The organism is Parajatrophihabitans canadensis (assembly GCF_053764775.1).
Genome location: NZ_CM132445.1, coordinates 3,777,616 through 3,791,797, shown reverse-complemented (window position 1 = coordinate 3,791,797; position 14,182 = coordinate 3,777,616). Strand labels below are relative to the sequence as shown.

General features: G+C 63.3%; 12 protein-coding genes. 4 read left to right on the top strand and 8 right to left on the bottom strand.

Annotated features, from left to right (window positions below; genetic code table 11):
- The first annotated feature begins 2 nt into the window (after positions 1-2).
- Positions 3-1,364 carry a CapA family protein gene (locus ACSMXN_RS18200; RefSeq protein ID WP_081649088.1) on the top strand — a complete coding sequence of 454 codons (1,362 nt, stop codon included), beginning with the start codon at positions 3-5 and terminating at the stop codon, positions 1,362-1,364.
- On the opposite strand, the gene ACSMXN_RS18195 is transcribed toward ACSMXN_RS18200, so the two are convergent.
- On the bottom strand, positions 1,342-2,088 hold the full coding sequence (locus tag ACSMXN_RS18195) for an MBL fold metallo-hydrolase (protein WP_022913233.1): 747 nt from the start codon (positions 2,086-2,088) through the stop codon (positions 1,342-1,344). The genes ACSMXN_RS18200 and ACSMXN_RS18195 overlap by 23 nt on opposite strands.
- A 289-nt stretch (positions 2,089-2,377) precedes the next feature.
- Between ACSMXN_RS18195 and ACSMXN_RS18190 the strand changes: the two genes are divergently transcribed.
- Together ACSMXN_RS18190 and ACSMXN_RS18185 are read left to right on the top strand one after the other, a co-directional pair.
- Positions 2,378-3,406: a TRAP transporter substrate-binding protein gene (locus ACSMXN_RS18190; protein WP_022913232.1), complete on the top strand. Its 1,029-nt coding sequence runs from the start codon at positions 2,378-2,380 to the stop codon at positions 3,404-3,406.
- 33 nt (positions 3,407-3,439) lie between these two features.
- Positions 3,440-5,434: a TRAP transporter large permease subunit gene (locus ACSMXN_RS18185; RefSeq protein ID WP_022913231.1), complete on the top strand. Its 1,995-nt coding sequence runs from the start codon at positions 3,440-3,442 to the stop codon at positions 5,432-5,434.
- Between the two features lie 29 nt (positions 5,435-5,463).
- Here ACSMXN_RS18185 and ACSMXN_RS18180 read toward each other — a convergent pair whose 3' ends face one another.
- The 6 genes from ACSMXN_RS18180 to tcuA all read right to left on the bottom strand — a co-directional run bounded on the left by ACSMXN_RS18180 (position 5,464) and on the right by tcuA (position 11,859).
- A complete protein-coding gene (locus ACSMXN_RS18180) occupies positions 5,464-6,228 on the bottom strand; it encodes a GntR family transcriptional regulator (RefSeq protein WP_196811263.1) in 765 nt (254 codons plus the stop codon).
- 79 nt (positions 6,229-6,307) lie between these two features.
- Positions 6,308-7,693 carry an MmgE/PrpD family protein gene (locus ACSMXN_RS18175; protein WP_022913229.1) on the bottom strand — a complete coding sequence of 462 codons (1,386 nt, stop codon included), beginning with the start codon at positions 7,691-7,693 and terminating at the stop codon, positions 6,308-6,310.
- Positions 7,694-8,554: an aldolase/citrate lyase family protein gene (locus ACSMXN_RS18170; protein ID WP_022913228.1), complete on the bottom strand. Its 861-nt coding sequence runs from the start codon at positions 8,552-8,554 to the stop codon at positions 7,694-7,696.
- Positions 8,551-9,522: an electron transfer flavoprotein subunit alpha/FixB family protein gene (locus tag ACSMXN_RS18165; protein ID WP_022913227.1), complete on the bottom strand. Its 972-nt coding sequence runs from the start codon at positions 9,520-9,522 to the stop codon at positions 8,551-8,553. Before ACSMXN_RS18165 ends, ACSMXN_RS18170 begins: the two co-directional genes overlap by 4 nt.
- Position 9,523: 1 nt before the next feature.
- Positions 9,524-10,291: an electron transfer flavoprotein subunit beta/FixA family protein gene (locus ACSMXN_RS18160; protein ID WP_022913226.1), complete on the bottom strand. Its 768-nt coding sequence runs from the start codon at positions 10,289-10,291 to the stop codon at positions 9,524-9,526.
- Complete coding sequence (gene tcuA, locus ACSMXN_RS18155; protein WP_081649086.1) at positions 10,288-11,859, bottom strand: FAD-dependent tricarballylate dehydrogenase TcuA; 1,572 nt, start codon at positions 11,857-11,859, stop codon at positions 10,288-10,290. The genes ACSMXN_RS18160 and tcuA overlap by 4 nt, the downstream gene beginning before the upstream one ends.
- Before the next feature lie 105 nt (positions 11,860-11,964).
- Between tcuA and ACSMXN_RS18150 the strand changes: the two genes are divergently transcribed.
- Positions 11,965-12,636: a 2,3-bisphosphoglycerate-dependent phosphoglycerate mutase gene (locus ACSMXN_RS18150; RefSeq protein WP_022913224.1), complete on the top strand. Its 672-nt coding sequence runs from the start codon at positions 11,965-11,967 to the stop codon at positions 12,634-12,636.
- A 135-nt stretch (positions 12,637-12,771) separates the two neighbouring features.
- Here ACSMXN_RS18150 and ACSMXN_RS18145 read toward each other — a convergent pair whose 3' ends face one another.
- Positions 12,772-14,007, bottom strand: a complete 1,236-nt coding sequence (locus ACSMXN_RS18145) for an ABC transporter substrate-binding protein (protein ID WP_027139420.1) — start codon at positions 14,005-14,007, stop codon at positions 12,772-12,774.
- Between the last annotated feature and the right edge of the window lie 175 nt (positions 14,008-14,182).

Sequence of the window (14,182 nt, the reverse complement as noted above, 5' to 3'; positions counted from 1 at the left end):
CTATGCGGTACGACTCCGAGTCCGGGGACTTTTCCATTGCATTGACAGGCGAGTCGTTGATAGTACGACCGATGCGCCAGTACCGAGAGCAGCGATTCCTCGAGCTCGTGGAGTTGCTCAGGGCAGCCGACGTGACGTTCACAAACGCCGAGATGCTCTTCCACGACTACGAGGGCGCACCGCGGGAGGAGAGCAAAGGCACCTACATGCGGGCTGCCCCGGAGATCGCGGGCGAGCTCAGCTGGATGGGTATCAATATCGCCTCCACAGCGAACAATCATGCCTTCGACTTCATGACCGATGGGGTAGTGGCCAACAAGTCAAACCTCGAGCGAGGCGGACTCGTCGTTGCTGGAACAGGCGAAAACCTCACGGCGGCGAGGGCACCCAGCTATTTCGACTCGCCCCGTGGTCTCGTCGGTCTGGTTGCCAGCACCGACGACCTAAACGTGCCCGGTGGACGGGCGGGTGAGGCCAGGCCCGAGATGAAGGGAAGACCCGGAGCCAACTACCTTCGGGTGGCCACCGAACGTGCTCTGGACGCTCAGACCTTCGAAGACTTGAGAGAACTCGACGTCCGGCTCGGCTACGCGAGTGAGCGTGACAAGGTGCGCGAGGGCAGGTTCCCCAGCGAGCGATATGTCGAGAATAACGATCAGTTCCACTTCGGGCCGACACCCGAGGCGGCGATCCTCTATCGGCGAAGCGACCAGACCCGGCGCGCGACCACAGTGGTCGACGCCGATGACTGGGCCGCCACTCTGCGCTCCATCCGTGAGGCGCGGTATATGGCTGATTGGGTAATCTTCAGCCACCACAACGGCTATCGAGGCGACAGTGCTGACGATCCGGCAGACCACTTCGTATCAATGGCCCATGAGGCAATCGACAACGGTGCGGATGTTGTCGTCGGTCATGGTCCACATCGAGACCGGGGTATCGAGATCTACAACGGCAAGCCGATCTTCTACAGCCTCGGCAACTTCGTCCAGCAAACAGACACGATCCCCGTCCAGGCCGCGGATGCGTACGCACGTTTCGGACTTGATTGGTCCAACACCGTAAGTGAGTTCTACTCGGTGCGAAGCCGAGGTCGCACGGTGGCACAGGAAACCCGACCGGAGGGGTGGCTGACCTTCGTTCCAGTCCTGCATTGGCAGGCACACGCGCTGGTACGTATCGAACTGCATCCAGTCGCACTCGGCCTCGGTGCGCCACTGGGGCAACGGGGCAGGCCGGTGCTCGCCGACGGTGTCGAGAGTGACACCGTCCTGGCGAACGTACAGCGGTGCTCAAAGCGCTTTGGCACCGTGATTGATCGTGACGGGTTGCTGGGCATCGTCACCCCAGCGGGAAGTTCGTGACGTCGTCGAAGTCCGTACCCAGGCGCGCCTGAAGACTGTTGTGCCGCGTGCCGACCGTCTCGCACTCGCCGTTGCGGAAACGCAGGGGCAGATCGTGGCCCGGCATCACGATGGTCCGCGGATCCTCTTGCCAGCGCTGCAGGATCAGCTCGAGTGATTGTCGGCTTGCGTCGGAATCTGACGTGGCCGCAACCCGTAGTGACATGAGTTCTGCGCGGTACTTGGCCGCGTCCCCAAGGAAGATGACCTCTCCCTCACCTGTGTCGATGCGCACGATGATGCTGCCGGGGGTGTGCCCTGGAACGAGTTCGGTTCGGATGCCTGGGACGATCTCATCGGTGTCGTCAAGCAGCGCCGTGTCGGCTCGCGCGGCAAGCGCCGCCGCGTAGAACTCCGGAGTCGGCTCGATGCCTGGCGGCAGGTCGAGTGTCCATTGGAGCTCTCGCCTCGAGACATGGATCCGTGCTGCGGTGAACATCGGCCAGTTGATGCTGTGGTCGTGGTGCAGGTGAGTGAGCACGACATCGGTAATGTCTTCGCAGGCTAGGTGAAGCTCGCTCAGCCGCCGTCGGAGCAGGCCTCGGGCGCCGACCGGCCCGGTGTCGATCAATACGTTGCGATTGCCCAACTGCACGATTCCGACTGTGCTCCAGCTGAGGCCACCGTTCGACTCAGAGATTCCGGGGTACCCGGCGATCAAAACGTCGATGTTTGGGCGAGTCATGCCACCCCACAATCTGAATTGGTTGGGGCGAACCTAGCACCGTTATTTACATTGTTCCACGATTGGTGCAACATTGCATTCAAATTGGCTTAACTGTTGCATTCAAGTCGGCAGCAGTTGTAACGTGACCGAGTTCGCGCCGGGGCACATGCCTTGGCGCTCGATAAAGCCCTATGTGACAAGCCCGTGCAACGCCCTGGGAAGAGAGAGGTGCGCGATGATCCAAGGTACTTTCCATCGTCGTTCGGCTAGGAGTTCCCGCCGGACCCGACTGATCGCGGTTGCAGGGGTGGCGCTAATCGCCAGCGGCACGCTCGCAGCATGCTCGTCGTCCGGCGGGTCGGCGGGCTCCACCGACTCGGCCGGCGCGGCCGGCGGCAGCATGCCCAAGGTGACCCTGCGCCTCGGCGACTATCTCGCCAGCAGCGACCCGTGGACGAAGTGGGCGCAGACCCTGGCCGCGAAGGTCTCCGCGGACACCAACGGCGCGGTGAAGATCCAGGTCTACCCGGACGGTCAACTGGTCAGCCAGGCGAGCTACCTGCAGGCGATTCACTCGGGGAGCGTTGATCTCACAGTTGCTGGTGACTCCGAGTTAGCAACCATCAGCCCTGGCGCCGCCGGTCTCGCCGCATCCGATGTGCCGTTCCGCGACCAGAGCTGGACGCAGGCGGATGCCATCACGCTCTCGTCCGAGGTTCGCGATGATCAGAACGCGGCTCTCAAGAGCTCGGGGGTGGCGATCCTGTCGACCTGCACCGAGGGCTTCTCGGCGGTCGTAACCAAGAAGCCCGTCGCCACCGTCGGTGATCTCGAGGGCCAGAAGATCCGCGTGGCCGCACCGGCAGACGCTGACATCATGAAGGCCTTGGGCGCGAACCCCACCCAGATCGCGATCGGCGACACCTACGAGGCGCTCCAACTCAGCACGGTCGAAGGGTCCTTCTCAACGATTCCGAACATCTTCGGGCAGCAGTGGTACAAGGCAGCGAAGAATGTCGACGATCTTCCGGTCCGGATGGCCAACGAGAGCCTCGTGATCAACTTGAATGGCCTGGCGAAGGTCAGCTCGAGCGAGCAGCAGATCCTCCAGAAGGATGCGGCGGACGCGACGCAGTCGTGTGACGATGCGGTCCAGGCTGCGGTGGACAAAGACGAGCAGTCAATGCAGGCTGCCGGCGCCGCGATTGTGAAGCCCACGGACATATCCGGATTCGTGTCGGCGACAGCTGCTGTCCGTGACGCTGCCGACTCAGCGACTCCACTGGCCACGAAGCTGGCAACGCTGGAGAAGCAGATTGTCGCCAGTACCAAGTGAGTTCAGTTGACCTGGGTAGAGGTGGCTGCAGGGATGACTGAGATCGAGTCCGAGGAGCCGAGGACGTCGAGTTTCCTCTCTGGGACGAGGACGTTCGCTGGCGAAGTGGAGACTAACGACGCGGATTCATTGCGCGTGAACCCCCCGCCGCAGGTTGCCGGTAACGGGCCGCGCGCTCGCCTGGTCCGGGCCTCAACCAGCCGCTGGTGGCCTGGGCTTCTGCTCGAGCAGGCCGTCACTGCACTCATGGTGCTAGCCATCTGCACCGGCGTCGTAGTCACGATCGTCAGCCTGCTCCGCCGAGAAGAGTTCGGAGGACGAGATCTGCCTTGGGCGAACCAGTTCGGTGTGCTGATGCTGAACGTGGTCGCGTTCCTCGGCGCCCCGGTTGCCTTCCGCCGGGGGGAGTTCATTGCGATCAACTGGATCGATCGCGTCGCGCCTTCCCGCTACGGCCCGCTGCTGGAGGGAGCGCGGGATGGGGTCACGCTGTTGTTCGCGATCGTGCTCGGCCACATCGGCTGGCAGTTCGCGATCGGTGCCTACAGCCAGTCCGACCAGTATCTGCACATCCCCGAGTTCTGGCTGGACCTGCCGCTAGCTGCTGGTGCGTGGCTGACGGTGGTGTTCGCCGTCGAGCGACTGCTGCTGAGCGCGAGGCTCCGGCTGCTCGGGGTCGTTCCGGCACTGGTCCTCGGCGCATTGGTTCTCTTGGGCCAACGAACTGTGTTCTCAGGGCTGACGCCCACCGCTGCCATGTGGGTGATGGTCGTGGCCAGCATTTTGCTGCTGATGCTCGGCCTGCCTCTCCCGTTCGTCTTCGGGGTTGGCGCGTTCATCGCCATGTACTACAGCGGATTGCCGTTCACGATCGCCGCCTCCGACCTCCTCGACGGCACCTCCAACTTCGTGCTGGTCGCGATCCCGTTCTTCCTAGTCACCGGCTTTGTCATGAGCGCTGGGGGATTGAGTGAACGCCTCGCGCGCGCGATTCGGGTGGTGTTGGGGCGGGTGCCGGGTGGGCTGCTGCACGTGATCGTCGTGAGCATGTTCGTGTTCTCAGGCATCTCGGGCTCAAAGATCGGCGACATGGCCGCAGTCGGCGGCTCGGCCCGCAACATGGCCGAGGAGGAGGGTTACCCGGTTCCGGAGGCGATCGCCACCTTGGTGGCCGGCGCGTCGATGGGCGACACCGTACCGCCGAGTATCCCGCTGATCGTGCTCTCCTCGGTCTGCTCGATCTCGGTCGGGCAGCTGTTCATCGGCGGCATCCTGCCTGCCGTTGTCATGGGCCTCGTGCTAGTGCTGCTGATTCTCTGGCGGGCCCGAAAGTGGCCCTACGGACGATCGACCGAGCGGCTGTCAGCGTCGCAGAAGGTCCGAGTGCTGGCTCTCGCCACTCCGGTGTTAGCGATCCCGGTCTTCCTCGTGGCGGTCATCGTCACTGGAACAGCGACGCCGAGTGAGGCCTCCGCGATTGCCGTGATTGTGGCGCTGGTTATCTACTTCGCTTTTCGCGGCTCACCGCGGAGCCTCCTGAGGGTCGCGTCGGACTCGGCAGTGATCGCCGGCGTCGTCCTCTTCATCACCGCGGCGGCGACGTTGTTCGCCCGCGTCCTAACGCTCGCCAACGTTCCGCAGAAATTGGCTCAGGTCGTGGCCGACGACCATCTGGGCAAGTGGGGATTCCTGGCGCTCAGCACGATCGTGCTGATCATCATGGGCATGGTCATGGAAGGAATCCCGGCCGTTCTAATCTTCGGGCCGATCCTGTTGCCGATGGCCACATCGCTCGGCATCAGCCCAGTGCACTACGGCATCGTGCTGGTCTCCGCCATCGGGCTGGGCGCGAACTCGCCACCGATCGGAATTGGTGTCTTCGTCGCCGCCCAGATGGGCCGCGTCCAGATGCGCGACGTGGCCGTGCGATTGCGTCCCTATCTCGTCGCGCTCTATATCGGCCTGATCGCAATCGTCTTCATTCCGCAGATCACGACCTGGCTACCGGACGTCTTGCACATCAAGTAGGTGGATTGGACACTCACGGATCCGGCGGACTAGGACAACCGACGGATCCGTGCCTCGCGTGCTCTGCTGATGTGCTCCTGCGCCCGCTGCGCCGCCAGATCGCCGTCGGAGGCAATGATGGCGTCCAGGATGGCGCGGTGCTCGGCGAGGGCCTCGGTGGCCCGCGCCGTGAACTCGAATGTGCTGCTCTGGAAGCGGCGAACCGCGTGCTCGATCTGGAGTAGGAAGCGCTGGAGATAGTCGTTGTCGCTGCCTTCACGCAGGATGGCGTGAAATTCCAGATTGAGTTTCGGCAGCACGTCGAGGTTCCCGCTTTCGAAGGCGTCAGCCATCTGACCGTGCACGCGCAGCAGCTCATCGGTCGTGCCGGCCCGTGGTCTGTTGGCGGTCATCCGCGCGGCAAGTCCTTCGAGAACCTCGCGGACGGTGTAAACGGCGAGAACGTCGTCCAGCCGCATCGGCGCGACGATCGTTCCGCGGTGTGCGGTGCGTACAGCCAGGTGCTCGTCACTCAGCCGCCGGAGGGCGTCGCGCACGGGTGTCCGGCTGACCCCGAGATCCTTGGCCAGCTCGTCCTCGCGGAGCCAGGTTGACTCCGGCAGCGCGCCTTCGAGAATCGCTTCGCGTAAAGCGTCGGTGACGACGTCGGTCGTCGACCCGTGATCGGGCACCTGCTCGAGGTAGACCCGGAGGCTTTTCGTCACGGAGTCAACCGAACCGCTGGGCTCAGTAGAACTGCCGTTACCGCTGACTGGCTCGATGTCCTCAGCTGGAAGACCGCTTGTATTCTTCACGGATACCATTATTCACTCACCGGAAGCCGTCGGTCACTTCTACGGCTGACTTGTGCGAGTCGGTGCACGATCGTGTCATTCAGGCTGGCTGGTTGCACTCACTGTGTGACGTAGAAACGCTGCGTTTCGTTCGAAGTAGCTCGCCGAGACGCGACATGTCGGCCACGGTCTCGAACGCTTCTACGCAGCTCACCAGGTCCTCGGTGATATCTGCGACTTGGGCGTAGGCGAGACAATCGCCAACCTTGGCTATCCGCTGCTCTCGTGAGAGCGGCTCCGATGTCGAGCCCCGCTGATGCGCTCGCGATACCTCAACGACGTTGCCGTCGGCCCTGCGCAGCCGCACGCTCACCTCGTGAGTCTTCATGCTCGGTCGTTCGGTGACCGTGGTGCGGTCGATCACGCGAGTGATTCGTGAATCCGTCACCAGCTCGTCGGTGAAGGTCTTGATGCCAACCGAGCCAAAAAGTAACGCAGCCGCTGCACAGAACTCCGGGCTGAACTTGCCCACGTGTCCACGCTGGGGCCGTGGATTCGATCGGCTTGCGACTAACGGCGACACGATGAGTTCGAGCCCTTCGAAGTCGGTCAGGTCGAAGTCCGCCGGGCGCGCGTCGAGAACTGCATCGATGACGCTGAGCATCGGAAGCTGAACGGGATAGGGCTTGAAGACGACGCCGTCGAGGTCGAGGTAGTAGTGCGTAGCCATTCCCGCGTTCAGCTGTGTCCAATTCACCTCGGCGAAGAAGGCGTCGCCATAACCGCCTGGGCGCTCGAACACACCAGCCGCGCCGGACAGCCCGCGCTGAGCCTGCAGTGCTGCAATTACGCCGGCTCGAGAGGCGTTTCCGGCGTGCATGACCTTGACCGGTGTCTGTCCGTTTGCCGCGAGACCACCAGCGGCGGACGCTCCAATCGCGATTGCATTCTCGATACCCCGAGGATCGAGCCCAAGCAGTATTGCGCCGGCAGCGGCCGCCGCCACCGGACCGTAGACCGACAGCGGATGGAATGCCGACCTCAGTTTCCCCGCCATCCGCATGCGGCACTCCACCTCCCAGCCCATCGCGAAGGCGCAGAGCACATCACGGCCGCTCGCATTCGAGCGCTCGGCCAACGCGAGCAGAGCCGGGAGTACCGAGGCGGTGCCGTGACACGGTGGCGAGCCGATCGCGTCGAAATCAAGTGAGTGGATGGCGACGCCGTTGGCGAACGCAGCGCTGGCAGCGTCAACTTGCTGATCCGCTCCCGCAACGGAGGACTCGGGGTGACCGGCGACCGCGGTGACGTACTCACGGCTGATCGCGCTCGGCTTCTCGGCAAGGCCCGCGAAGAGGCACCCGACACCGTCGAGGATCACCGCCTTGGCTGTCTCGGCGACAGACTCGGGTAGTCCCTGCGCCGCCCGCAGGTGCAGGTCAGCGGCTAGCTCAGCGGATGCCCCGAGGCTCGTACCTGCCGTCATTTAGAACAGCTCCGGTTTCGCTGGTCCCTGGGTGAGAAAGAAGCGGAAACCGTCTTCGATTCGTCGCTGGGCAAAGTCCTCGTCGACCGTCACTGTCGATCCGCTCGGCGGAGTTGCCGTCGTCGAGCACCCCGCAATGATGGAGTTGCGAAGGCAGGCTGCGAGTACGGCGGTACGAAACTCGACCAGGTCCGGGTGCTCGAGGTCGATCTTTCCCCAACGACCCATCGCCGACCAGGCGTGCTTGGCGCCGAACAAGATCCCCGAAAGCCCGGGGACGGCCGCGATCTCCTCGATGTTTGCGCGCGCCAAAGGAGTCGCGACCATTGCTATCAGGACGATCTCGGCACCGTCGGCAGCCGGCCACAGATCGGCGAACTCGTGGTACTCCTCGAATGACGAGCAACCCCAATATCGAATGGCTGCCTTCGGCCATACCCGTCGCTCGCCCCGTAATACCCCGTCGCTGTCCACTCGTGGATAGCGCAGCGCACGGACCATCCGCTCAACCTGCTCGGCGGTCTCCGCGTACGGCAAGACAATGCCGAGCACCCCGTAATCGAGAGCCTGCTGAGCAATCCAGATCTCGGTATCCGCGGCCGTGTGCGGCAGGCGCAAGATCGGTGTCGGCCCCGCAAACACATTGCCGGTTGCCAGCGCTCTACGACGGCTGATCAGCCACTGCAGGGTGTCGCCGACGTTCGGGAAGTCGAATCCCTCATGCTCCATGTCGACCATGGCGAAATCGAAATTGGAGTCGCCCATGCGCTGGGCGCCGCTGATATCACCGGCGGGAATGGCCGCCCCGAATACGGCCTGACCGGCTGCAAGGGCCTGGACGAGTTTGCTGCGAGTCGTCACGAACGTCGGCCCTCGAGTGCGTCGATGAGCCGTGGGAGCAGGTCGTGGACGTCACCGACTATGCCAAGGTCGGCCACAGCGAAAATTGGTGCTTCCGGGTCCTTGTTGATGGCGATGATGATTTTCGAATTCTTCATGCCGGTCAGGTGTTGGATCGCCCCGGAAATACCGCAGGCGATGTACAGATTGGGCTTTACCGTCTCGCCCGTCTGACCGACTTGCTTCGCGTACGGAATCCAACCGGCATCAACCGCCGCTCGGCTCGCGCCGACGGCTGCGCCCAAAAGTTTGGCGAGCCTGTCGATGAGCTCGAAGTTGGCGGCCGAACCCATGCCCAGGCCTCCGGCAACGACCACGTTCGCTCCGCTCAACGGAATGTCGTTTCGTTGCTCCACGTGTGAGTCGACGATGGTTGCCTCACACGGACCCGTGTCGGGCAGGTCGAGCTGCTGGACCTCGGCGGCGCTGCCACCGGCATCGCCACCCGGTGTGGGGGTGTTCGACTTCGGTCGGACGAGAACGATCGCCGGGGTTGCCGCCGTGCGGACCGAGGCGGTGTGGGTCCCACCTTGGATTTCGTGTTCGGTCTCGAGGTGGTTCTGGTCGAGGCGCACCTTGTTTGCGCCGGTGAGAACAGGTATCCGCAATCTGGCCGCCAGGCGTCCGGCGATCTCGCGGCCGGTGTTCGACTCGTTGCACAGCAAGGCGGCGGGAGCGCGCGACTGAGCTCGCGTCGCTAATGCTGCTGCCAGGGGAGCCGCGGGCGTTCGGTTGCCTGAATAGGCGTGCCAGATCTGGCTCGCCCCGTAGTCGCTAAGCGTCTTGGCGACCGTTTCGTCGATCGAGTCCGAGGCCGCGTCGAGCACGATGGCGACGACTTCGTCGCCCAGATCGCGTGCGATGGTCAGGAGCTCGAGTCCGAGTTCGATGTCGTCGCTCTGCTCGATCAGAGTCCAGATCATGGTCATCTCAGATGATGCCTTGCTCTTCGAGTACCGAGATGACGGCCAAGTGAGCCGAGCCGTTGTCCTCGATCTTTTGTCCGGCCTTGCGTGTAGCGGTCGGCATCACAGCCGTGATCCGCGGCATTGCCCATGCCGCTTCAGGCCAGTCATCCAACAGGTCGGCGAGGTCGCGCCTCGCGACCTGCTTGCGCTTTGAGGCCAACACGCCCTTGATGTTGGGGTAGCGAGGCTCGACTGCTCCGGCGGTAATCGAAATGACCGCTGGCAGATTGCAGGTGACGACGTCGTAGCCGCCGCGTGTCTGCCGGTGGACGGTCAGGACTCTGCCGGAGACCTCCGCCTTGGTTACGCCGGAGACCGAAGGGGCTTGCAGCATTTCGCCAAGCATCTGGCACATCACGCCTGCCGAGCCGTCAGTCGATGCCGTGCCAGTGATCACCAGGTCGAAGCCCTCTTCGGCGATAACTGATGACAGAGCGCGCGCAGTTGTGAGCACATCCGCGCCACGGTCGGGATCCTCGCGGACGAGGATCGCCTTCTCGGCTCCCATCGCGAGGCCTTGGCGAATGCCCTCATCACTCGTCGCTGGTCCCATGCTGACCAGGTTCACTGACCCGTCGCCCTCGATGAGCTGAAGACCAAGCTCAACGCCGAAGCGATCGGTGTCATCGAGGATGGCGGCGTCGGCCCGGACCAGCCAGCTCGTATCCACGGACGGTTGCGGTGCAGTGCCCGGATCCGGGACTTGCTTGACGCAGACAACGACTCTCATCCGGCGACTTCCTTGGCGGCTGTCGCGGCGCTGTCGCCAGCAATCCGGCCGAAGGTTGCTCCAGACATGAGGCCCGAGCCGGACGGGTAGTTCCAGTAGAAGAGGCCACCGGCCATCTCGCCTGCGCAATAGAGTCCCGGGATCGGGTCGCCGCTCACGTTCTGCACCTGGGCGGTCTGCGGGTCAATCTTGATTCCACCGAAGGTGAAAGTCATCCCGCAGCGAACCTGGAAAGCCTCGAACGGTGGCTTGTCGATGGTCATCGCAAAGTTGCTTTTCGGCGGAGTCAGGCCGACCGTGCCGACGCCGTCGACCTGGTACGCGCTTGGCACTGCCTGCCGATCCTTCGGGACCGCGTTGTTGTAGTCGGCGAGCGTCTGTGTCAACACCACCGGGTCGATCCCGATTTCCCGCGCGAGGTCTTCGATCGTGTCAGCCTTGAATGCGGTCGCAGTCTCGTAGATGGCGGGGAGTAGCTTCATCTCGCGCACGTTCGCGTCGATGATCTGGAACGCAGTGCTGCCGGGCTGCTCCAGAACTCCTCGACCGATCGACGCGTAGGTCTGGTCCCGGGTGCCCTCCGCTTCGTCGATGAAGCGGTGCCCTTGGGTATTGACCATGATGGCGTAGCAATAGATGTATCGGCTCTGCCCATTGGAGCGAATCCATTTCGCGTCGGGCCGACGCCGGCGAGACAGCGAGCTGAAGGTGGGCATGGCCCAGTCGACCGGGGCGGCGTGGGCGCTGCCCCAGCCTCCGTAGGGCATCGCGCCAATCTCTAGAGCCATCCGCAGGCCGTCACCGGTGTTGTACGGGACGCCGCGCAGGTGAACGCTGTCCCAGCGGGGCCCCAGGTAGCGCGTGCGCATCTCGGCGTTGGACTCGAAGCCGCCAGCTGCTAGCACGACCGCGCCGCCGTGCAGATCCTTGACCCCGGTCTTCGACCGGACCCTAACTCCGATGACCCGCCCGGACGCGTCGTCGGTCAGGAGCTCCGTCGCTGAGGTTTCGTAGAGGATCGTGACGTCGGGGTGGGCCTCCATGTAGACGAAATTCCGCTCCATCATCGCTTCGCCGCCGCCGTCCAACCGAGTACCCGTGCCGTCGCCAGTGAAATCATCGGGCGACGGGACGTGCATGTGGCCCTTCGAGTGCAGCCACGCCATGGTGTCGTAGGAGCGTTCGCAGTGCACCTGCAGCATTTCCGGATCACTGAGGCCGCCAGTGGTGGACATGATGTCGTCCCAGACGTCGCCCTGTGTCTTGCTCGGCATATCTGCTGCAAAGCGCGCCCGTACGGCGTCGGTGAGTGTGTCGGGCCGCATGATCGCGAACAGATCGTCAAGGTTCTCGTAGACGAAGCGGAAGTGCCCCGTCAGCGAGCTGTTCCCGCCACGATCTTCAGGCGGCGCCTTCTCTACGAGGCATACGGATGCGCCACGGTCGAGGGCCGCGTGCGCGGCTGACATGGCGGCATTCCCCGCACCAACAATCACTACATCGAACCTGTCCGCCACAGCTCTCCTACCTCCAGGTAACGTTCTAAACCCAGTGCGTACCCATTGCATGCTATCCGGATTTATTTGTAATCTAGCGACGCGAGGGGTCACATGCAAGTGGGGAGAACTGGGAATGGATCGGTCTGACGGTGCTCGTGTGGGAGCCGGTCGGGCGTGACGAGCTTGCTCCTACTGCGCCACGGCGAGACGGCGTACAACGTCGATGACAGGTTCGCGGGGTGGGTCGACGTTCCGCTCAACGAGGAGGGCTGCAGACAGGCTCGCCTGGCCGCTCGTCAGCTGATCCGGAGCGCTCTGCTGCCCGATGTGGTGTTCACGTCGCCGCTGATCCGGTCCCTACTCACCGCCGAGGTGCTGCTCGACGAGATGGGGAGCTCTGTGCGGCCGACCGTGTCCTTGCAATTGATCGAGAGGCACTATGGGGCGCTGCAGGGTCGACGCCGGTCCGACGTTTATGCCGAGTTCGGAAATCATCGAACCCAGCGGTGGCGGCGAGGCTGGGACGTCGTCCCGCCACCGGCCGACGCAGGGATCGTGCGCTCGGAGTCCCTGCGTGATGTCGCTGACCGGCTTCTGCCGTATTGGACTGCGATTGTCGAACCAGAACTCAAAGCCGGGCGCTGTGTACTCGTGGTGAGCCACGGAAATGCTCTCCGGGTAATTCAGCGACACCTCGAGGGCCTCACCGAATCAGAGGCGGCGCTGCGGGATCTGCCCGTCGCGGTGCCCTACCTCTACGACTGGCAAGCGGGGCTGCACCTCGTCGCACCCGATCCGGTCACCGCCAACTGGGGGCAATGCGGGTGCGGGACTAGGCGGCGTTAGCCGCGCGAAGTTCTTGCCGCAGGTCTGAGCATGCAAAACACCTCCGCACCTTGCCACGGATCCGGCGAGGTACGGAGGTGTTTGTGCCATCGAGCTGGATCGAATCGGCTAGGAATCAGGGTTCAACCCGCAGTTTTAGATCTTGTTACCGCAGTACGGGATGTTCGGCTGGGGGACGAACTTCTTGCCCTGGAGCCGGACGATCCACGAGCAGGACTTCTCAGGTGAGTAGACGCTGAAGTTCACCTTGATCGGGTCCATGAGGCCGTCCACGTCGAAGTCGGTGACTCCGCGCAGTGCCTTCATGTAGGTCTCGCGGCTCGGGTTGGCCCCGGCGACCTTGAGGCCATGGACGAAACCAGCCATTGCGGCGTAGGCCGTCTGAATCGCGAAGGTCGGGGTCTGAGTGAAGCCGACGGCCGCGAGGTTCTTGACCATCACCTGAGTCGCCGGCGTGTTCATCTCGACCGGCTGAAGGGAGCTGCTGAAGTCGAAGCCTTGTGCGGCTGTGACGGCGGCGCTCGAAGCGAGCAGGTCGCTACCGTAACCAGTGGCCAGCAAGAACGACTTCGGTATCACACCCGCCTGGCGCAGTGCACCAGCAAGGGCGAAGCCGGTGTTCGGAACGACTGGCATGTACACGCCGTCGACTCCAGCACTCTTCATCGCCAGCGCGATCGGTCCGACATCGGTGCTGCCGAAGGCAACCTGCGTGACGTAACCGCCCTTGAGGCCGGCTGCTTCGCAGGACTTCAAGGCGCCGGTTGCCGCCTTCTGGGCACTAGGTGAGCTCGAGTACCCAACCGAGCCGCAGCTTGTCACGCCCTGGGACTTGAAGTACTGGCCGAGGTTCGAATACACCGCGTTGGTGTCACTGACACCCTGGGCGGCGAACAAGTTGGTGTTCTTGGGGTCGGCCCACTCCGGTCCATCGAAGGAGCCGCCGATGACCGGCAGGTTCTGCTTCAATGCATACGCCTGCGCGCCGTAGAAGTCGGACGACACATTGATCATTGCGAAGACCTTGTCGGTCTGTACTAATTTCTGTACCGCCGTAAGCGCTCCGGATGGCGTTGACTGAGAGTCTGCCATCACATATTCGATCTTCTGCCCATTAACGCCACCAGCTGCGTTGACCGAGTTGACGTAGGCTTTGATGCCGATCTCGGTCGTCTGGAAACCAGACGCCGCCACGCCGGTGGTGTCGGTCAAGACACCGACCTTGATGGTGCCGCCACCTTGACCAGCGCTGGAGCTGCCGGTCGCGGCGCTGCCCCCACCACTGTCACTCTTTGACGAACTGCAAGCTGTAGCGACCAGGCCGATCGCGACGGTCATCGCCGCGACGGCTAAGTACTTGCTTCTTCGCATGCTGGAGCCTTTCTCCTTAGCCCGGGTGGGCATTGTGGGGCGATCTTGAGTGGACAAAAGTGCGGATCGTGCACGTGTCAATCGAGAGATCGGGATGTGGAGAAAAACAAGTGCTTCGAGATTCGCGCCGGGATGAGGTCGCCGGCCGCGGTCGCGATGTTCGGCGAACCATATA